This window comes from Rhodococcus sp. PAMC28707 (assembly GCF_004795915.1).
Classification (GTDB): Bacteria; Actinomycetota; Actinomycetes; order Mycobacteriales; family Mycobacteriaceae; genus Rhodococcoides.
On the sequence record NZ_CP039253.1, the window covers coordinates 3920102 to 3939707 of the forward strand.

The 19606-nt window shown below is 60.9% G+C and carries 17 protein-coding genes; 11 read left to right on the forward strand and 6 right to left on the reverse strand.

Annotation, left to right across the window (positions count from 1 at the left end):
- Window positions 1–216: 216 nt before the first annotated feature.
- Window positions 217–1374, forward strand: a complete 1158-nt coding sequence (locus tag E5720_RS17790; protein WP_136171747.1) for a DUF3500 domain-containing protein — start codon at window positions 217–219, stop codon at window positions 1372–1374.
- Window positions 1375–1410: 36 nt separating this feature from the next.
- Window positions 1411–2109 carry an FCD domain-containing protein gene (locus tag E5720_RS17795; protein ID WP_136171748.1) on the forward strand — a complete coding sequence of 233 codons (699 nt, stop codon included), beginning with the start codon at window positions 1411–1413 and terminating at the stop codon, window positions 2107–2109.
- 12 nt (window positions 2110–2121) lie between these two features.
- Here E5720_RS17795 and E5720_RS17800 read toward each other — a convergent pair whose 3' ends face one another.
- The 3 genes from E5720_RS17800 to E5720_RS17810 all read right to left on the reverse strand — a co-directional run bounded on the left by E5720_RS17800 (window position 2122) and on the right by E5720_RS17810 (window position 4673).
- The gene (locus tag E5720_RS17800) at window positions 2122–3369 is read right to left on the reverse strand and encodes a CoA transferase (RefSeq protein WP_168708252.1); all 1248 of its coding nucleotides are present in this window, start codon (window positions 3367–3369) and stop codon (window positions 2122–2124) included.
- Window positions 3366–4250: a fumarylacetoacetate hydrolase family protein gene (locus E5720_RS17805; protein WP_136171750.1), complete on the reverse strand. Its 885-nt coding sequence runs from the start codon at window positions 4248–4250 to the stop codon at window positions 3366–3368. The genes E5720_RS17800 and E5720_RS17805 overlap by 4 nt, the downstream gene beginning before the upstream one ends.
- Window positions 4251–4331: 81 nt before the next feature.
- Window positions 4332–4673, reverse strand: coding sequence for a cupin domain-containing protein (locus E5720_RS17810; protein WP_210729895.1), 342 nt, complete (start codon window positions 4671–4673; stop codon window positions 4332–4334).
- Between the two features lie 157 nt (window positions 4674–4830).
- Here E5720_RS17810 and E5720_RS17815 point away from each other — a divergent pair, with 157 nt between their 5' ends.
- Window positions 4831–5553, forward strand: a complete 723-nt coding sequence (locus E5720_RS17815; RefSeq protein WP_210729896.1) for an FCD domain-containing protein — start codon at window positions 4831–4833, stop codon at window positions 5551–5553.
- A gap of 18 nt (window positions 5554–5571) precedes the next feature.
- Here E5720_RS17815 and E5720_RS17820 read toward each other — a convergent pair whose 3' ends face one another.
- A complete protein-coding gene (locus tag E5720_RS17820; protein ID WP_247596034.1) occupies window positions 5572–6582 on the reverse strand; it encodes a magnesium and cobalt transport protein CorA in 1011 nt (336 codons plus the stop codon).
- A gap of 90 nt (window positions 6583–6672) precedes the next feature.
- Window positions 6673–7896: an MFS transporter gene (locus tag E5720_RS17825; RefSeq protein ID WP_136171751.1), complete on the reverse strand. Its 1224-nt coding sequence runs from the start codon at window positions 7894–7896 to the stop codon at window positions 6673–6675.
- Window positions 7897–8213: 317 nt separating this feature from the next.
- Here E5720_RS17825 and E5720_RS17830 point away from each other — a divergent pair, with 317 nt between their 5' ends.
- From E5720_RS17830 to E5720_RS17845, 4 genes are all read left to right on the forward strand, one after another.
- Entirely contained in the window at window positions 8214–9155 is a 942-nt protein-coding gene (locus tag E5720_RS17830; protein ID WP_136171752.1) for a LysR family transcriptional regulator, read from the forward strand.
- A 189-nt stretch (window positions 9156–9344) separates the two neighbouring features.
- Complete coding sequence (locus tag E5720_RS17835; protein WP_168708377.1) at window positions 9345–10610, forward strand: acyl-CoA dehydrogenase family protein; 1266 nt, start codon at window positions 9345–9347, stop codon at window positions 10608–10610.
- Window positions 10611–10727: 117 nt separating this feature from the next.
- Complete coding sequence (locus tag E5720_RS17840) at window positions 10728–11537, forward strand: ATP-binding cassette domain-containing protein (protein WP_247596349.1); 810 nt, start codon at window positions 10728–10730, stop codon at window positions 11535–11537.
- Between the two features lie 252 nt (window positions 11538–11789).
- On the forward strand, window positions 11790–13403 hold the full coding sequence (locus E5720_RS17845) for an MFS transporter (RefSeq protein WP_210729897.1): 1614 nt from the start codon (window positions 11790–11792) through the stop codon (window positions 13401–13403).
- Between the two features lie 24 nt (window positions 13404–13427).
- On the opposite strand, the gene E5720_RS17850 is transcribed toward E5720_RS17845, so the two are convergent.
- Complete coding sequence (locus E5720_RS17850) at window positions 13428–14036, reverse strand: TetR family transcriptional regulator (RefSeq protein WP_136171756.1); 609 nt, start codon at window positions 14034–14036, stop codon at window positions 13428–13430.
- 283 nt (window positions 14037–14319) lie between these two features.
- Between E5720_RS17850 and E5720_RS17855 the strand changes: the two genes are divergently transcribed.
- From E5720_RS17855 to E5720_RS17870, 4 genes are all read left to right on the forward strand, one after another.
- Entirely contained in the window at window positions 14320–14844 is a 525-nt protein-coding gene (locus E5720_RS17855) for a nuclear transport factor 2 family protein (RefSeq protein WP_136171757.1), read from the forward strand.
- Window positions 14845–15162: 318 nt separating this feature from the next.
- Window positions 15163–16902 carry a CocE/NonD family hydrolase gene (locus tag E5720_RS17860; RefSeq protein WP_136171758.1) on the forward strand — a complete coding sequence of 580 codons (1740 nt, stop codon included), beginning with the start codon at window positions 15163–15165 and terminating at the stop codon, window positions 16900–16902.
- 50 nt (window positions 16903–16952) lie between these two features.
- A complete protein-coding gene (locus tag E5720_RS17865; RefSeq protein ID WP_136171759.1) occupies window positions 16953–17666 on the forward strand; it encodes a hypothetical protein in 714 nt (237 codons plus the stop codon).
- A gap of 580 nt (window positions 17667–18246) precedes the next feature.
- Window positions 18247–19545, forward strand: a complete 1299-nt coding sequence (locus tag E5720_RS17870) for an aromatic acid/H+ symport family MFS transporter (protein ID WP_247596035.1) — start codon at window positions 18247–18249, stop codon at window positions 19543–19545.
- Window positions 19546–19606 lie beyond the last annotated feature (61 nt).

The window sequence follows — 19606 nt, forward strand, 5'->3', positions numbered from 1 at the left end:
CGATTGTTTGTACCCGGCAATCCCGGCGTCTGCGACGAGCATTGCCCGTGTGCGGCGTCTTCGGATCGTTCAATCATGACTCGAGTCACTCAAAGCTGTCAACGGTTCGGGTGTTTTAAGTTACAGTCGTGAGGACGGCGTCAGCCATTTGTTCGCAACTCTTGTGCGAAAACCATCCGAACCATTATGTTATTCAGATCTCATGGAGGGGACCCGATGACACACTCTCATCCACCCGTCGAGCCGACCTACGAAGACGAGCGCACGATCCAGAAACTCCTCGTCGGTGTAATCGGTTTGCTGGACACCTTCTCGGCCGAGCAGCGAGCCGCAGCGCTCTACGACTTCGGCGATCCAAGACGCCTCGACTGGGACATCATTCCCAAGCCTGACCGCGTCGGGGTTTCTCTTCATCAGCTCGACCGGCATCAGAAGGTGGTCGTGCTCGACCTCGTCCGGCTGACGGTGTCGGAGGAAGTGTTCACGAAGATTCTGGCGATCATGCAGCTCGAGCATGTGTTGCGCGCTCGCGAGGCGGATTTCCTCGGCGTTGCAGCATCACTGTGGCGGACGTCGGACTCCTATTTTCTCTCGATCTTCGGACGGCCTGGATTCGAGGACACGTGGTCCCTGCGCTTTCTCGGCCACCATGTATGCCTGAACATCACCGTCGTGAACCAGCGTTGGATCGTGACCTCGCCCAGTGCGCTCGGTCAGCAACCGGTCATCGATGCCGGAGTGCTCAATCCGTTGTCGGCAGACGAGGGTCTCGGGTTCGACCTTGTCGGGTCTTTGGACGACGACCAGCGTGCGGTCGCCGTTGTGCACGATGTCGCACCGGCCGATTTTGTTTCCCGTCAGGTTCCGCATATCGGCAGCCTCGAGTACCCCGATCACTACGACCTGGGCATGCCTCAATACCAGATCAGCAACACCGATCGAAAAGCATTGGCATTGGTGCGGGCTGAACCGTCTGGCATCCGCGGAGACAAGCTCGACGGCGGCCAACGAAAAATTCTGCACACCCTGATCGACACTTACCTTTCACGCTTTCCCGCACTACTCGCTGCCGAACACCGTGCAAAGATCGATGCGGACGGCGATACGGCGGTCCATTTCGCCTGGGCGGGCAGTCTCTCGCGTGGGCTTCCGCACTACTTCCGTGTTCAGACCGACTCACTGCTCATCGAGATGGTCAATGCTGTCGACAGCGGAAACCACATCCATTCCGTGGTACGCGATTTCGACCACGATTTCGCCTATCCATTCGTTCGAGACCACGAAGCCCGAATCGCCGAGCATGGGACACATCTGTCGACGAGAACCATCTCGAGTGAGGGAACCGATCTGCAGGACAACGATTGGCAGTGGTGAGGAAGTAAACGTCGTGACTGTTGATAGGTTCCTCCAGTGAAGCCCGTTCCCGCGCTGACCCGCGCGCATGTACTCGCTGATGAACTCGAGAAGCAGATCCTCGGCCGAGAATTCGCACCCGGTGAGCTGATAGGCACGATCGAGTCATTGAAAGAGCAGTCCGGATTTGCCAGATCAACGGTGGCAGAAGCGATTCGTCTGTTGACGGATCGCGGACTCGCAGAAATCCGACCGGGCCGTGGTGGTGGTTTGTTCGCCACCGCGGCCGGGCCGATGGTTCGGATTCGGCACACCTTGCTGGCGGTGACGGATGAGCCTGCATCGGTCGCCGAGGCCGTCGCCGTACGGGAGGCCCTCGAGCCCCTCATCGATGTCGACGCCGCCAAGCATCGAACTGCGGCAGACAGTGCCGACATGGCGACACTGTTGGTATGGCTGGCAAATGCAGCGGCGAAAGGCACGTCCGAATTCCTTGTGGCCAACTGGAACCTGCACGAGCGTATTGCCCGGATTTCACCCAACCGGACCGCCTCGGCGCTGTATCTGTCGATGACTCGGTTCGTCCGAGATCACGCCTTGACGGCGGTGCACGACGAGAACTCGGAGTCCGCGGCGGAATGGCTGCATTCCAGGTTGGCCGTACACGAGGAATTGGTGGCCGCCATCATCGCTGGGGATCTACCCCGCGTGAAAGCGGCCACCGACAAGCACGCTGAATCAGCGGCCGAGGACTGACTGTCCATCGCTTCAATGCCTCGTCCAGGAACGAACTCCGTCAGAATCTTCGTCGAGCGTAGGAGGAGCGCGGTGCTCGGTCCTGGTCGTCTCGTGGCCGCCGGAGTCGAAGAACCGCAACGGTGGTCCCGGAAGCTCGAGTACCCCCAGGGTGCTGTGCTTTACCTCGACGAGCAGTCCCTGGCTGCGGGTCTGGTCCCACTCGTACACCTCGTCGATCGAGCGCACCCGGCCCGACGGTATACCCAAGGCGTCGAGGCGATGCAGTAAGTCCGCCGCCGTCCAGGTCGAGAAGATGCTCTCGATTCTCTCGATCAATTCGTCGCGGTGAGCCACCCGCTCGGAGTTGTCGCGGCTCCCCGGGGCAGCCGGGTCGAGTCCGAAGCCGGCGCAGAACGTGCGCCACATGGAGTCGTTGCCCACTGCGATCTGCACCGACCCGTCCGCGCAGCGGAACAACCCATACGGTGCGATCGACGCGTGGTGATTTCCCGCGGCGCGTCCGACCTGGTGAGCCACCGTCCACCGGGTCCCTTGGAAGGCGTGCACGCTCACGGCGGCAGCCAACAGCGACGTTCGTACGACCTGTCCCCGGCCGGTCTCATGCCGTTCGTGCAACGCCGCCATCACTCCGTAGGCGCCGTTCATACCTGCGAGCAGGTCGCAGATCGGCATACCGAACTTCTGCGGATCACCGGGTCCTGCGCCCGTGAGCGACATCAAACCGCCCTCGCCCTGGGCGATTTGGTCGTAGCCTGCCCGGCCGCCTTCTGGGCCGTCGTGGCCGAAACCGGTGATGGACAGAACGACCAGACGCGGGTTGATGCGACTCAACTCGTCCATCCCGAGTCCCAATCGGTCCATCACCCCCGTCCGGAAGTTCTCCACGAGTACATCTGCCCGCGCAATCAACGAGACGAGGACTTCGAGATCGCCCCCGGGAGAAATGTCCTTCAGATTCAGACAGATGGATTCCTTGTTACGGTTCGCAGCCAGGTAGTACGTCGACTCGGCTCCGTCGTCCGCAGCCGACCCGGAATCGTAGGAACCATCCTTCGGCGCCACGAACGGTGGACCCCACCCTCTCGTGTCGTCGCCAGAGCCGGGTGACTCGACTTTCACGACGCGAGCACCGAGGTCGCCGAGCATCATCGTCGCGTGCGGTCCGGCCAGCGCACGAGACAGGTCGATCACGACGGTGCCCGTGAGGGGGCCACTGCGCCGGTCCGATTCGGTTGCCGTGAAGCTGGATGACGTCACTGAAGTGCACCTGCATTCGAGTTGGCGCGCACGCGGGCGTGTCGATCTACATTGTCGACGATGCGGTTGGTCAGGATGCCGAGTCGATCGACCTCGACCTTGACGGTATCGCCCGGCTGCAAAAGCCATGGGGGAGTGCGCGAGTACCCGACCCCGGACGGGGTGCCGGTCGCGAGCAGGTCACCTGGATTGAGCGTGAAACTGCGGGAGATGAGCGACAACGTCTCGCCGACGCCGTAGATCATCGACGAGGTGTTCCCGTGTTGTACGACCTCGCCGTTCACCCGTGTCACGACGCGGAGACCGTCGCGGAGGTCGCCTACCTCGCTCGCCGGGATCATCGGTCCGAGTGGGCCCGACCGATCGCCGTTCTTGCCCATGATCCACTGCGATGTGCGTTTTTGTGCGCGGCGCGAGGTAATGTCATTGAACGTCGAGTAACCGACCACGGCGGCCAAGGCTTCCTCCGGCGTTGCGTCGACCAGCGTCGATCCGATCCACGCCACGACTTCGCCCTCCCAGTCGAGGCCGTCCTCGCCCGTAGGAACCGGGACATCGGCGCCGTCGACGGTCAACGACGCGGACCACCGCGCGAACAACGTGGGAAACTCCGCAGGCTTCTCGTTTCGGAATGAGCCCTCATCGACATGATCCTGGTAGTTCAGGCCCACGCACAGCACCCGGGCACCAGAAATTACGGGCGGCACCAGGTTCCGGTCGACCGGGATGATCTGTCCTGCCTGAGTCGCATCTGTCAAATAGTCCGTCGGGGAGGACCAGAACGTGTCGACGTCGGCGAGGACTGTGACTTCGTTGCCTGCATCGTTGAGTAGTCCGACGAGGACAGGGCCGACGCTTCGGCCTATTCCCACGATTCGCATGTGTGCTCCATTGTTGTCTGTGCCTACCTCTAGGGTTCGGCGTCCGTGATGTTCGTTGTGCGTAAGACGCTCACGCTCGCGTCAGGACGATGTGCGGATCACCAACATGGACGCGGGCATGTTGGTTCGGTTCTCGACGGTCCGCATGGTCCCCGGCGCGAAATGCACCGAGTCGAAGGGACCGAGTGTTTCTTCTACGCCCTCACTGGCCATAACAAGTGCACCGGACACGATCACGTACACGGTCTCCGAGGGCTGCGCGGACAGGCTCGCTGCGCCTCCGGGCAGGTAATGGGACAATGCCACTGTGAAATCGGTTGTCGGTGAGTGCGTTCCGCCCTGCAGCCGTACAGGGCCGACGTTGTCGTGTCCGGCGGGGCTGAACGGTTCGGCATCGCCGATCCTTGTCACTCGCATACTCATGGGGAAGACCTTCGTTCGATGACCGGAGGTGTTCGGCACTCACGAGCGCGCGTCGGTAGCGGCCGTTAGCGTCCGACTAAAACACCCGTACGGTTGATAGGTTTCAATAGTTACCGTTGTCTGGGTGTATGTCAAGCATGTGCGCTAAACTATTCGGGTGTTTCCAAAACCTCAGGCACGCGCACAGCAACTGGCTACGGCCATCGAGCAGTCGATCGTCGAGCGCAAGCTCGTCGCGGGAGACCGCATAGCCACGATGGACGAACTACGTGAGCAGACCGGATACGGACGTTCGACCATCGGGGAGACTGCTCGCCTGCTGTCCGAACGAGGAACCGTCGAGATCCGCCCGGGGCGCGGAGGAGGATTGTTCGTGGCCGCGGTCAACGCCGTCGTTCGACTTCGCCGCACGTTGCTCACCGTCGCGAATGGCGGCACCTCGGTTGCCGATGCGATAGCCGTTCGAGAATCGCTCGAGGAGTTGATTGCCCTCGAGGCTGCACGTCACCGCACCGATGCCGACATCGCGGACCTCGAAGAGGCACTTGCGCACATGGAGTCATGCTGCTCGGATTGGACCGCGTTCATGGCGTCCAACTGGGTACTGCATGAACGTATTGCGGCCATTGCACCGAACGAGCTTGCGCGCGCCGTCTACGTGGGAACCATTCGGTGCGTCGCCGAACTGACGGTGCACGCGGAGTCCGAGCCGCAGATCGACGCCGAGGACTACCTCGCGTCACGAGCCGCTGTGCACGCCGAATTGGTGCGCGCAATCGTCGACGGTGACGAAGACCGAACTCGCCTTGCCGTCGAGGCTCACCGAGGCATCTCGATCAAAATGGACGGCTCGGTCGGTCAGCCGGTACCCGTCCTGTAGTCAAAGCCGATGGCTCGGCTAGAGCCACTGTTTGATCTTGAACACTCCCCACAGTCCGATGCCCGTCAGTGCCATCAGCGCGAGCGCGAACGGGTATCCGAACGTCCATTTCAGTTCTGGCATGATCTCGAAGTTCATGCCGTAGATTGCACCGATCAGAGTCGGAGTGAACAAGATTGCCGCCCATGCAGAAATACTTTTGGTCACGTCGTTCTGCTTTTGCGCGACGACCGTCGCATTGAGCGCAAGCGCATTTTGGAGCAGCGAATGGAACGTGTCAGCCCGCTCGGCGACACGAATGATGTGATCCTGAACGTCGCGCAAGCGGCGGTCCAACTCAATTCCGACTCTGTACTTCTCACTTCCCCTCAGCAAGCCGTCGAGGATTCCGATGAGAGGTCTCGTGGCCTTCTGGAAGTCGGTGACCTCGCTGAACAGTTCGTAGATTCGGCGTCCGACGGCGACTTCTCCGGCGAAGAGCTGATGCTCGATTTCGTCGATGTCGTTGTCGAGGCCATCGATGACCGGGCCGTATGCGTCGACGACGGTGTCGAGCACTGCCCAGAGGATGGCCTGCGGCCCGGTGCTCAGCAGCGCAGGCTTGCCCCTCAGTCGATGCACGCTGCGAGCGATGTGGCGGTCGTCGATGTCGGCGACGTGATTGATTGCGATGAAGAAGTTGACACCGACGAAACAATGAATCTCGCCGAATGCGACTTCTTCCTCAGTGTCGAGATAGATTGCTGGACGGACGACAAGGAACAAAGTGGACCCATATCGTTCCGACTTTGCTCGCTGATGACCTTTCTTGGCGTCCTCGATCGCCAACTCGTGCGAATCAAATCTTCTCGCGAGAGAGATGAGATCATTCGTTGCGGCGTCGATATCAGGTTCGGAGAGCGCGATCCACGCGGTGCCTCCGGTGGCGTCGAGTACGGCAAACGTCTGTTCCAGGGTGTCGAGAGACGAGTTCAGCACACCGTCGACGTAGACGTCGTTGACCATAAGATTCAGATCTGTAGTGCTCATGGAAATCTTTGTACTCCAATCGACTGTGCACATCGCGACGACCCGCGAAATGGTGTGGGGCGGTCCTGCCCACACCTTCGCCCACCGCGGTTACTCGTCCGTGCTGACGGACACTGGAACCTTCCTGGTGTCGTCGACGATTGCCGGGCCTTTCTTGGGCGTACGTACCGGAGGAAGGGCCAGGAAGGCAACGGCGCACAACGCCGCGAGTGCGCTGACGGTGTGGAGAACGACCGTGTAGCTCCCGGTCCGCTCCACGATCGCGCCGACGCACAAGGGTGCGATTCCGCCTCCGATGACGAACGCCATGTACGGCCCGGCGAACGCCTTTCCAAATGCCACCAGACCGAAGTATCGCGACGTGAAGAAGCCGACAAGGTCCAGCTCAGCTCCGAGTAGACAACCGAGTGCGAGGGCCAGAGCCGGCGCGAATGCAATGCCGCCTACGGCGAACAGCAGCACACCGCCAGCGCACAGCAGGCACAATACGGCTGTTACGACGGTCGGACGCAGAATGTCGATGAGCCACCCGACCACAACGCGACTGACGATCACTGCGACACCGAGAGTGGAGGCGATTACTGCCGCGCCGCCGATGCTCATTCCATCTTGGCGAAGCATCGGGATCAGGTACGGGACGAGCCCGGTAACGGTGATTGCCATCAGTGCGAAGGTGAGGATCAGACGCCAGTACAGGGGATCTCGTCGAATGGCGGAAAATTCGAGTTCGGCTTCCTGAGGGGCGGTGTCTAAGTTCGTAGCCGGTTCCTGTCGGGGAGCCACGCTCAGGAAGAACAGTGAGGGAATGACACCGGCAACTGCGACGCACGCCAATGTCAGATAGCCGTACTTCCAGCCCTCCAATTCGACGACTCGACCGATCGTGATGGGAATGATAGCCGTGGCCACTCCGCTACCCATCATGGTGATTCCCAACGCCAGACCCCGCGAACGGTCGAACCAACTACTCACCGCGCGGCTGAACGCGATGGGACCGGTCCTGGCGCCGAAGAAGCCGATGAACGCCATCGTTGTCATGTACGCAGCGACGGAGTGGACGACGGTTGCCAGCGCGACGAAACCGAGTGCTGCACAAAGAGCCCCGAAAATTGCGGGTGCCTTGACTCCGACCTTGTCGACGATGTGCCCGACTATTGGTGCGGCGAGCGCCAAGCCGAACGCAACCAGCGTGATCGACGCGCCGTATTGCGCCGGACCGAGTCCGATCTCGGTTGCAAGGTCGGCGGCGAACAGGCCAGCCGAGTAAATCGCCAGACCGGTACCTCCCACGCCGACGCCGATTGCAGCCGCCATGAGTGTGGGCCATCCTCGTCGGAATTCTTCCGTGCGTGATCCGATCAAAACGTGCTCCTTGCCGATGGGCGTTCTCGGTGGGACGACCCACGAACGCCTCTACTTTTGCTGACGGGAAAGTGCGCTTGGAGGCGACAATCGTGTGAGGACCGTCACTTTTCCGTGTCGCAGCGGATCTGGGAAGCAACGAATCGATATGACCCCGATTCGCCCCGTGAATAAGCCCAGGAAGGCACCGTTAGCGGCGCATGCGGCTGTATGTGCTCGTTTCTCGAAGTCGCAACCTCGACGGATTCACCAGGCATAGTGGGGTCATCATGAGTCCGAACAACCGTCCAGCCGGCCAACGCGGCACACTCGACTTGAACCTCGTGCTGTCGCTTGATGCTTTGTTGCGCGAGCGAAGTGTCGGCCGGGCCGCCGTCGCTGTCGGGCTTAGCCAGCCGGCGATGAGTGCAGCGCTTGCGCGGCTGCGGCGGTTCTACGGGGACCGATTGCTCGAACGAGTCGGGAATGCGTACGAGCTGACGCCGTTAGGGCACAGCCTTGTCGGAAGGACCGAGATCGCTGTGTCCGCCGTCGGTCGTGTGCTCGACGCGGAGCCCGATGTCGACATCTACAGCTCGACCCGCGAGTTCACACTTTTGATTTCCGACTACATGGTGGCAACCGTCGGCGACATAATTGTTCGGGCGCTGTTGGCCGAGGCTCCTGAAGTTAGGGTTCAGTTCCTCCAGTTGAGGTCCGAGGTCGTCGACAATGCATCGGTCCAGCTTCTCTCCGCCGACGCGATGATGGTCTCGCGGGGACCTGTGGATGGGTTGCCGTCGACTGATCTGTTCTCTGATCGGTGGGCTTGCGTTGTTGCCGAGGATAATTCACACATCGGCAGCTCGATAGAACCGGGTCAATTGGCCCGATTTCCATGGGCGGACTTTCAGACGTATCCCCGTGCGTCGGCGACTCCGTTGGGTCAGCTGAGGGCGCATGGTGTGGAGCCCTTCGTTCAAGTCGTCGGCGAAAATTTTTTGGCGTTGCCGTACTTGGTTGCCGGTACCGATCGGATCGCTTTTCTTCCTGAGCGCCTTGCCAACGTTATGGGCGAGCGGATGGGCATTCGAACAGTAAAGTTTCCGTTCGAATTGGCGCCGCTCAATCACGCGCTGTGGTGGCATCCGATCCGTGCCGACGATCCGGGGCACCGGTGGTTCAGGCGACGTATCGTCGATTCGGTTGCGTACGAGCCCAATTCGACCTGATTACATATTCGTAGACTTCGAGTTTCTCCGTCGCAGGGTTGACAGTGACGGCAATCACGGTCACACTCAAAGAACTACCCGAACCATATGGGTGTTTTACGGGATGCCACGCGCGGTGATACCCGCGGGGCCCCGAACTTCATGCCAGCTTTGTTCGAGCACTGGCCAATCAACCCAGGAGACGACGTCATGATCGAGACCATCAACAATTCCAAACGACTCACGGCGGTTCTGGACAAGGTTCGAGCCCTGGGGCCCACGCTGCGCGAACGCGCGCTCGACGCCGAGCGAGCCGGTCGCCACTCGTCCCAGACCATTGCCGACCTCGACGGGACAGGCGCTTTCGATATCGGCAGTCCCGCGGAGTTCGGCGGGTATGAGTTTTCTGTGCGGCAGCAGTTGGACGTCATCACCGAGGTCGCAAAATGGGACGGTTCATGCGGTTGGACGGTGTGGGTGGGGGCGTCGACGAACTGGATCCCCGCCGGCTCCGGAGCTCGGAACGTCGAAGAAGTTTTCGGATCCGAGTGGGTTGGACCGCGAGTCGCCGCTTCGAGTCACTTCCCGGCTTCGCGAGGACGCGCGCGCAGGGTCGAGGGCGGCTGGGAGATCAGCGGCGGACCGTGGACGTTCGGCAGCGATTCGTTGTGGGCACCGTTCACCAACCTCGGATGTATCGCCGATGACGGCGACGGGCCATACCTCGTAGGAGTCCAGGTCCCGCGCGAGGAGCTCGACTTCCACGACGACTGGAAAGTCGCCGGCATGCGCGCCACGGGCAGCGTGTCGAGTTCGCTGTCGCAAGGAAAACTCGTTGTGCCCGACTATCGTGTCGTCGACTTTCGGGACGTCACCGGAGGAATTCTCGACAGTGGCCTGACAGGATCGCTGTGGAAAGCGCCGACTCTCGGATGGGCGTTCAGCCTGATGGCCGGAATGTCGGTCGGTATTGCCCGCGGTGCACTCGATCGCTTTCTCGAGCGGTCCAGCGGCCGACCGATTCGCGGTACGACGTACAAGAATCAGCTCGAAGCACCGCTGACACATCTGATGCTGACCGAGGTGCATACCAAGATTCAGTCTGCCGCTTTGATGGCGCAGGCCAACGCCGCGGAGACCGATCGGCTCGGTGAACTGGCGGCCGCAGGCACACCGGCCGATCCCGACTACCTCCAGCTCTTCAGCACTCGGGTACTCGCAGAGACCGCATACGCAGCAAAATGGTGCGCGGAGGCAATCGAATTACTGCAGCGGAACTCCGGATCGACCGCGATCATGGACTTCGAGCCTATTCAGCGCGCCTGGCGGGATGCTCGGGTCATCACCCTCCATGGTGCTCTCAATCTGGAGGCCCTGTCGGAGAACTTCGGACGCATCATGGCCGGAACGAAACCGCATGAATTCGAAGGCATTACGACGCTCGATCGCTTTGCCCCTGTCACAGCGAAGAGATAGCCACAGCGACAGAGCCGGGCCCTGGTGAGCGCCATGTCAAAGCCCGGTTTTGTTTGCTTGGAACCGAAGGGCCCAACAGTGTCATTACAACAGTGCGCGGAAGCATCTCTCGCGCCGATCGGGGTCTCTGCCGTCAAGGTCTCTGGGGTCGATGTCGTCCGTGGTGGACGACATCTGCTGTTCGACATAACTTTTACTGCTCAGCCGGGCGAACACTGGGTTCTCCTCGGTCCGAACGGCGCAGGGAAGAGCACACTTCTGAGCCTGTTGGGTGCCCGAGTACACCCCACTCGCGGGTCGGTCGAGGTGTTGGGACGTCGACTCGGACGCGTGGACATGCGCGAACTGCGGACCCTGATCGGCCACGTCGATCCGCGTCACAAGCTGGACCAGCCTATGTCCGCGCTGGAGGTGGTACTGACCGGTCTTACCAATACCGCCGTGCGAGTGACCAGGGACGAACCGTCTGCGGCGCACACTGTCCATGCGCGTGCGCTGTTGACTGCCTTGGGCATGGGTGAGCGTTTGCATACGGTGTGGACGACGATGTCGCAGGGGGAGTGTGGCAGAGTGTTGATCGCACGGGCTCTGATCTCTCGTCCCCGGCTGCTGTTACTCGACGAACCCTCGACAGGTCTCGATCTCGCGGCGCGTGAGCAGTTGATGGACGCGCTCGGCCATCTGGCCACAGCCGACCCCGAATTGACCACCGTAATGGTCACTCATCATCTCGAGGAAATCCCATCGCACACAACGCATGTGCTGATGCTCGGTGCCGGTGTCGAGTTGGCGTCCGGTGCTGTGAGCGAAGTCTTGAATTCGAAGAACGTCACCGACTGCTTCGGCTACCCGATGGCAGTGACTCGCGCGTCCGGCCGCTGGATTGCTCACTCCGAGCGACAAGTTCGAGCATGGCATCCTTCGTGACGGCGAAGTGAAATGTGACTCACGGGACAGGCATCCGCGTTGCCCAGCTGCAGTTGCCACCATATGGTTGTAGATAGCAAGTATCAGCTCTCGCTGATTGCTCCTATGGCACCCCCCGGCGGCTGAATGTGGAGCCTTCGAACGCAACCGAAGTCTCCTGTTTTCGTGGACCGCGGAAATCTGAAATCGAATGTGAGACAACCAATGCCATCTACTCCGCCGTCTAGTGGTCGTGCCGCAGATCCCGACGCAATGTCGCACCGGCAAATCCTCGAAGCCTTGACTGGCCTACTCGCTGCGCTGTTCACGGCTCTTCTCAGCACAACGATCGTCACTACGGCGCTTCCAACCATCGTCGGTGACCTCGACGGTTCGCAGACCGTCTATGCCTGGGTGATCACAACGGCCCTGCTTGCCAACGCCGCGTCGACGCCGATCTGGGGCAAGCTCGCAGACCTCTTCAACAAGAAGGTTCTCGTTCAGGTCGCCATCGTCGTCTTCGTTGTAGGCTCGATGCTTGCCGGGTTCGCGCCGAACATACCGATTCTGTTGACGGCTCGCGTCGTTCAGGGTGTCGGTATGGGGGGTCTGACGGCCCTCGTCATCGCCATCATCGGGTCGATCGTGTCCCCGCGTGAACGCGGACGCTACTCGGGTTACATCGGTGCAGTCACCGCCGTATCGATGTCGGGCGGACCCATTCTCGGCGGCGTGGTCGTCGACAGTCCGCTCGGGTGGCGCTGGTGCTTCTTCATCTGCGTGCCAGTTGCTGTCGTTGCCTTCGGGCTCGTGCAGAAGACGCTCCATATCGAGACCGTGCGCAAGGACGACGTGTCCATCGACTGGCTCGGTGCCCTGCTGCTGACAGCAGGAGTCTCCGTTCTCCTGGTTTGGGTCTCGTTCGCAGGCAAGGCAGACTATTACGAGTGGCTCTCCCGGGACTCGGCCATTCTTGTCGGCACCGGGGTGTTGCTCTTGGTCGTGACCGTCATCGTGGAGGCTCGTCACTCATCGCCGATCATTCCTTTGAAGATCGTCACCGAGCGCACGACCGGCCTTGCCATCATCGCGTCCGTTGCCGTCGGTGTCGGGCTTTTCGGCGGCACCACGTTCCTCGGGCAATACTTCCAGACGGCACGCGAATTCTCTCCCACCGGAGCTGGGCTACTCACGATCCCCTTGGTGTTCGGCATGCTCGTCAGCTCCGTCGGATCTGGCCAACTCATCACCAAGCTCGGACAATGGAAGCCCTTCATTGTGGCGGGCGCGGGTCTCATGGTGGTCGGATTCCTGCTACTCGGCATCGTCGATCACGCTACGAGTCTGTGGTCCATCGGCGTCTTCATCGCGGTCGTCGGGCTCGGAATCGGCATGTTGATGCAAAATCTCGTACTGGCCGTTCAGAACACGGTCAGCGTGCACGATATCGGTGCGGCATCGTCCAACGTCGCGTTCTTTCGCACGTTCGGTGGAGCGATCGGTGTGTCCGTTCTCGGGTCGTTGTTGGCAGGCCAAGTGGCCCAGAAGTCGGCTGCAGGCTTCGCTCAGTTGGGCATCGACGCCTCGGCCGGTGCTGGTTCCTCACTCGACCTCGGGGCGCTGCCGCCACCGGTCGCCGCTGTCGTTCGGACCGCCTACGGTGATGCTACGGGGCGAATCTTTCTGATCGCCGGTTTCATCGCTGTCGTGACTCTGGTTGCGACCGTACTCATCCCGAACAGGCCATTACGCAGAACGATCGACGTCGCGCAGACGCCCGGGGTGGGCGACGAGTTCGCCGAAATCCCATCCTTCGGCCCCGATCGGGTCTACATCGCACCCGAGCCGGCGGATCGCTCGGATCTCCGAAGCACCGAGGTTCCCTGAAGTCACCGCCTCGATCGAAGTGCGTTACTCCGCGGCGAGGACTCGTTGGATCGCTGGTGCCACGATGCGGACGAGATCGTCGGTGCTCGCTTCGGTCAGTAGTGGTACTCCGATGATGCGGCGGCTCGTGACGATGCCGACGAGCATCGATGATGCCAGTCCTGCTCGCAGCGCGGCGTCGGCGTCGCCGTCGGGGTTCATTCCGTGCTGGAGACGGGATTGAATGAAGTCGCGGAGTTGCTCGTTGGCGTGTTCATTCCCGATCGCGCTGCGTAGCATGGCCATCAGCGGCTCGGACTGCTCGGGCGTTCCTTCCCATGCCGCCAGATAAGCGCGAACTACCCGTTCGCCGAGGTGTTCGTCTGGACCCTCGAACGCGATATCGAATCGTTCGAGTGCAGAGGGCGGGATGGCCATCACCGATGCGAAGAGATCGTCTTTCGATCTGAAGAACTGCATTACCTGAGAGGCATCGACGCCTGCGTCAGCAGCGACGGACCGGATGGTCGTGCCCGCGAATCCGTCGCGTGCGAACTTGGCGCGAGCGGCGTCGAGCACAGCTTGACGGGTGCTTTCCGTTCCGGGGCGTCGTCCACGTCGCGGCTTGCTTGCCTGGCTTCTCTCGACCGTCATCGCGCAAATCTTACCGCCGAGCCGTGATATGAACAACCGTTGAGTTCCATTCCTGACGGTCATATCGTCTGCGTGACGTGTTCGTCGGTGCCTTCAATTGATGTTGCCGAGATTTCTCGGGGTTGACAGTGACTGCAGTCACGATGAATGATCTAAAGACCCGAATGTTTCGGGTGTTATGCAGCGATGTGGCGCAACGTCGCACTCGCTGTAACCGTGGAGCGGTCGCGCATCGCCCGGTAGTCGATCCGATTTTTCAAACGTGGAATGGAGCAGACCCGCAATGAGTGAGTACGAAGACAAAGCGGCAATCATCGAAGTTCTCAACCTCTACGCGTTCGCGCTGGACTCCCATCAGTGGGACCTGTTCAACGACATCTTCACCGAGGACGTGAAGGCAGAGTTCGGTCCAGCCAGCGCTGCGTGGCCGGATGTTGCCAGCCTCACAAGTGCATTCGAAGATTTCCACAAGACTCTCGACACCCACCAGCACACGATGACGGGCCACCTCGTGCATGTCGAAGGCGACAAGGCATACACCTTCACGTACGGCAACTGGTTGCTTGTTCGTAAAGCAGCCTTCGGTGGACCGACCTGGCTGGGTTCGGGTTGGTACGACGACGAACTGGTGCGGACCGACAAGGGATGGCGCATTCGACACCGCATCTCCAAATTGATCTCGTACACCGGGAATCCTGATGTGCCGCAACCGGTCGGCGATCAGCGACCAGACCACACCGGGCATGTTCTACGCGAAGCGGTGGAGGCAGGAGACGTTCGGTACTTCAACGCCATCAAGGGCAGATGACGCACTGACGTCCCGGTCTGCCGTCGCAGGCGCGAATCGCACGGGAGGCCGTGGATGCGCAGTCGCGGTGGTTGCATGGATGGCTACGGAGCTCCGGCGGTGAACTGCAGATCGCTGAGCGAAGCCTTGAAGTGCCACGCACTACCCGTCTTCGCGCAGCGCATGGCGGAGGAATGTCGACATGCGTCCATCTGGATCACGGGTTGTCGATCAGTTTTCCAAGAATTATATAAACAGGTGTTGAGTTAATCGTCGATCGGACGTACGCTCGTTGTGGGATCCGAAGGCAAGCGAGGACCACGAGATGAGGAGCTCGACATGAGCGAAGACCAGAAGATGTTCGTACCGTCCACTCCGTTGCCTGCAGGCCGAAGTGGAGTGTTGACGGGATTCGATCCGGGTTCTCGGACCTTGGAGGCCGGATACCGAATAGCACCTCAGTTTCGTTCTCTCCCCGTCGATGTGGTTTTCGAAAAAGATGTCGCTGTCCAGCTTCGTGATGGTGTGACCATCTATGTTGACGTGTTCAGGCCGGTCGGGGAAGAAAAGGTGCCGGTTGTCGTCGCCTGGAGCCCCTACGGAAAAGGACAGGGCAGCTCGCCCAGCGTGATGGGCGTCTTCGGACTCGTCGGGCTCGAGAATTCCATCGTTTCCGGTCTGGAGAAGTTCGAAGCTCCGGACCCGGCGTACTGGTGCGCCCGTGGCTATGCGATCTGCAATCCTGACATTCGCGGTGTGGTCGATTCGGATGGCGACAGCGTGCTGTGGGACAGGCAGGAAGGTCGTGACTGCTACGACCTCATCGAGTGGCTCGCCGAGCAGCAGTGGTGCAGCGGCAAGGTTGGGATGAGCGGGACGTCGTATCTAGCGGTGTCGCAGTGGTTCACAGCTGCAGAGCAGCCACCCCACCTCGCTGCGATCAACCCGTGGGAGGGCGTGAGCGATGTCTATCGCGATCTGGTCCTGCGCGGCGGAATGCCTGACACCGGCTTCGCGCAGCAGCTTCAAGACGGCAGTTTCTTCGGCAAGAATCAGAAGGAGGATATTCTCTCCGAAGTGGAACGCTACCCACTCATGACCGAGCTGTGGGAGAACAAGATTCCGCAGTTCGACCGCATCACCGTCCCGGCGTACGTCGTCGCCAGCTATTCGAACACCCTGCACACCGCGGGGACGTTCCGCGCGTGGCGTCGAATCGCGTCGGACGAGAAGTGGTTGCGTATCCACAACGGTCAGGAATGGCCCGACTACTACGACGAGGCGAATGTCGAGGACCTTCGTCGCTTCTTCGATCACTACCTCAAGGGTGAGGACAACGGCTGGGAGCAGACACCGAGGGTTCGGTACTCCGTGCTCGATCTCAATGGCGGTGACACTGTCGGAGTCTCCGCGGAAACGTTTCCACCGGAACATGCTTCGTCGACAAAGTTCTTCTTGGATGCTCAGTCTCGTACCTTGCAATCCGCAGCACCCGGCGATGCAGCGATCGCAGCATACGAAGTCGATTCCAACCCGAATGCGGTTTCGTTCATCACGCGGTTCGAACAGGAGACCGTGATGGTCGGATACCCCAAGGCGCACCTCTGGGTCGAAGCGCGCGGCTCCGACGACATGGATATTTTCGTTCTCGTACAGAAACTCGATGCGTACGGCACACCCCTGCAGGCATTCACTGTCCCGAATCAGAGCGCGCGAGCGCACGACCTCACCGACCACGGCGCAACGATTCTCAAGTACAAGGGCTCCGACGGACGCCTGCGGGCATCGGCGCGCCACCTCGACGAGAACCTGTCCACTGACGAGGTGCCGGCGCACACCTTCGATCGGGTCGAAAAGCTCTCGGAAGGTGACGTTGTCGATATCGAGATCGACCTGTTGCCGATCGGTCTCACATTCCACCCGGGCGAACAGCTGCGATTCGTCGTCAGCTCTCGCAATCTACTCGGCACTCTGATGCCGGGTATCCGGGAATACGTCGGTGCCAACATTGGCCAGCATGTCATCCACACCGGTGGTGACCACGCTTCCTATATCCAACTTCCGGTCCTGTCGCACTGACCGGATCGACACACAGCCAACACCACCCAACGATCGAAGTGAGGCCCATAATGACTACCGACCAGCACCAGTGTGTGGCGACCGATTCCGATCGTTGGGTGCGTCTGGCAGGCGAAGACCGCGATAGCAGTATCGACGGTTTCGAATTGACGGCCGCGAAACGCGCGCTGGCATTGCTCAAAGGCAGGCTGGGTCGCGATTCTCTGCTCGAGCTGCTCAAGGACGAGATCGATTCTGCAACGGCCTATCTTCGGGCTGAGGTCGAACGCTCGGCGGGGGAGGAGTCCTCGGGTACGACGACCTTGCACGCTCGCGGCATCACTGCGACCGAGTTCAGCGCATGGTTGTCTCGGGCGTTTGGTCGTGAGGACGTTCTCATCGCGGGGCATCCGGAGCATTATTCGATCCACGCCGGCGCAGGAGGCGTCAACATCGTGGAGACTCTCGGTGATTACGTGTGCTCGTTCTACATGCATCCCTGGGATGATGCTGCTACCGCCGAAGTCGAACTTCCTGACGATGGCGATGCGCCGCAGGGACGCCGGTCACGGATGGCGCTGGCCGACGGCACCGTGATCGGATCCATCTCGAATTCGTTTGCCGATGTGCCAGGCGGATTCGAGGCACGGCTGTCGGTGACCCTACCGGTGACGTGTGGCCCAGTGGTGGTGGAGCATCACCTCGAGCATTTTGCAGTCGAGTTCCGCAACTGGATCCTGGCCGCCGCGGCTGAGCAGGCTTCGGTGGGTGCAGTCGGCGTCTGATGGTCGCGATTTCGGGTCGAGTTCGTTGTGGAACTTCGGCGACAGCCGCTCTTGTAGGCGAAATTTCGATTCAATAATAGTCGGCCACATGTGTTGCGAAAGCCTCAGACGCTCAGGCAGTCGCTCGAACGGGCTTTGGCGACCAAAATACCATCCACTCCAGCAGTCCCGACGGAACGTCATCGGCATATATCTGGCGCTCGACCTTCCTGGAGATCGTTCGGTGTGCCTTCACCACATCCGCTCGAATCCGACGCCAGCATCGCCGAACGAGTCACCGGGCGGAAGCCGACGATCTACACCTCAGAGTTGGAGTTCATTTTTTCTTCGGTTCTTCGATCGGTGACGTTTACTCCAATATGCAGCGCATTGCGGGAGCGGTCACCCCATTCGTCCCAGAAGACAGGATGAGAAGCTGCGAGTCGGACTCACTGAGTCTGCAGTGTGACATTGGGTGCCTCGGTTTCCAGGATCGGCCAGTTACCGAGTTCACCGAGTTCACAGTGAGTTTCGAAGATTGTTCTGGTCACCGGGGCCCGTCCGGCCGCCGCGCAAACATCGACCCAACCAGGAGTCAGAAATGCTGTCCAATACATCTCCGCCGTCTGCTGGGACTGACATCGAATTTCGTTCGCACCCTGGGGTGATCGTGCTGTGCATGTTCATCACGGTCATCGAAGGCTTCAATCTGATCGTGTACGGATCCGTGGTGCCGTTGCTGCTGGAGGACAGTGCACTCGGCCTCACTGATCAAACGACCGGATTGGTCGGTGGGCTCGTCTACATCGGCGCGATCGTCGGTTCGGTTGCCGCACCGTGGTGCGCCGACAGGATTGGACGCAAACGAGTCTTGTTGTGTGCCATAGCGTTGTTTGCAGTGGGAGCTGTGCTGACCGGTGCAGCCCTGGGAGTGCAAATGTTGGCCGTCGCCCGATTCGTCACCGGTGTCGGTGTCGGTGGATCGCTGACCACCGCGATGACCGCGGCCCGAAACAGCTCATCCGCTCGTCGTGCATCCCTCGTCGTTACCGTCACTATGGCAGGAATTCCGTTGGGCGGCGTCGTGGCCGCGTTGCTGGCAATCCCCGTCCTCCCTGCTTTCGGTTGGCGGCCGATGTTCTTCGTTGGCGCGGGAACCGCATCGGCAATTCTGGTCGCCGTTGCACTGATGACCATCCCGACCGACACACCCCAGGAGATCGCCGGCCGTCTATGGTCCACCGGTCGTAAATTACGGGTGATGTTCGTCGGAAAGGGATTTGCGGCAACGTTCGTGATTGCTGCCTGCGCCATCGCGAACATGGTGGCGTGGCAGGGATTGAACGTATGGGCCACGCAAGCCATGGTCGATCTGGGGTACTCGCTGCGCGTGGCGCTGCTGCTCACCTTCACGCTCACCGGGGCAGCAGTTGCGGGGTCGTTCGTAGCTGCGTGGGCCGCCGATCGTCGCGGCCCCGCCATCGTCGCGGTTGCGACGAGCATATGCACCGTCACCGGACTGGTCGGGATTTTGGTTCTGCCGCTCTCACTAACCGGCACCATTGCGTGCGTCGCTCTGACCGGGCTGGGAGGCCACTCGACGATGAACCTGATTCACTCCACCACAGCCGACATCTTCCCGCTCCCGGTACGGGCAACCGCGTTGGGGTGGTCCAACGGAACCTCGTTCGTCGGTGCCTTCCTCGGACCGGTGGTCGGCGGTGCGGCCATCGCAGCAGGCGGAGCCCATGACCTGTTCTCGGTCTTCGCAGCGTCGGCCGCTGTCTGCCTCCTTGCGGTGGTGGCGCTGGTGTGGGCCGACCGGAAGCAGGTTGCGGCGGGCCTCGGCAACGACGACACGAGCTCCGGACCAGTGTCGTCCACCGCAGCTACTGTCTGACCTGAGGATCGGCGCAGTTCGGAGACCATCGTCATTGCCGAGTGGGCCCCTGTCCCAACAG

What these genes read in the sequence shown, in the direction of transcription:
- E5720_RS17830 (WP_136171752.1), top strand. Translation starts at nt 8,214, where the DNA reads ATGAGTCCGAACAACCGTCCAGCCGGCCAACGCGGCACACTCGACTTG.
- E5720_RS17805 (WP_136171750.1), bottom strand. Translation starts at nt 4,250, where the DNA reads ATGCGAATCGTGGGAATAGGCCGAAGCGTCGGCCCTGTCCTCGTCGGA.
- E5720_RS17850 (WP_136171756.1), bottom strand. Translation starts at nt 14,036, where the DNA reads ATGACGGTCGAGAGAAGCCAGGCAAGCAAGCCGCGACGTGGACGACGC.
- E5720_RS17790 (WP_136171747.1), top strand. Translation starts at nt 217, where the DNA reads ATGACACACTCTCATCCACCCGTCGAGCCGACCTACGAAGACGAGCGC.
- E5720_RS17860 (WP_136171758.1), top strand. Translation starts at nt 15,163, where the DNA reads ATGAGCGAAGACCAGAAGATGTTCGTACCGTCCACTCCGTTGCCTGCA.
- E5720_RS17865 (WP_136171759.1), top strand. Translation starts at nt 16,953, where the DNA reads ATGACTACCGACCAGCACCAGTGTGTGGCGACCGATTCCGATCGTTGG.
- E5720_RS17820 (WP_247596034.1), bottom strand. Translation starts at nt 6,582, where the DNA reads ATGAGCACTACAGATCTGAATCTTATGGTCAACGACGTCTACGTCGAC.
- E5720_RS17810 (WP_210729895.1), bottom strand. Translation starts at nt 4,673, where the DNA reads ATGAGTATGCGAGTGACAAGGATCGGCGATGCCGAACCGTTCAGCCCC.
- E5720_RS17870 (WP_247596035.1), top strand. Translation starts at nt 18,247, where the DNA reads ATGCTGTCCAATACATCTCCGCCGTCTGCTGGGACTGACATCGAATTT.
- E5720_RS17835 (WP_168708377.1), top strand. Translation starts at nt 9,345, where the DNA reads ATGATCGAGACCATCAACAATTCCAAACGACTCACGGCGGTTCTGGAC.
- E5720_RS17825 (WP_136171751.1), bottom strand. Translation starts at nt 7,896, where the DNA reads ATGGCGGCTGCAATCGGCGTCGGCGTGGGAGGTACCGGTCTGGCGATT.
- E5720_RS17845 (WP_210729897.1), top strand. Translation starts at nt 11,790, where the DNA reads ATGTCGCACCGGCAAATCCTCGAAGCCTTGACTGGCCTACTCGCTGCG.
- E5720_RS17855 (WP_136171757.1), top strand. Translation starts at nt 14,320, where the DNA reads ATGAGTGAGTACGAAGACAAAGCGGCAATCATCGAAGTTCTCAACCTC.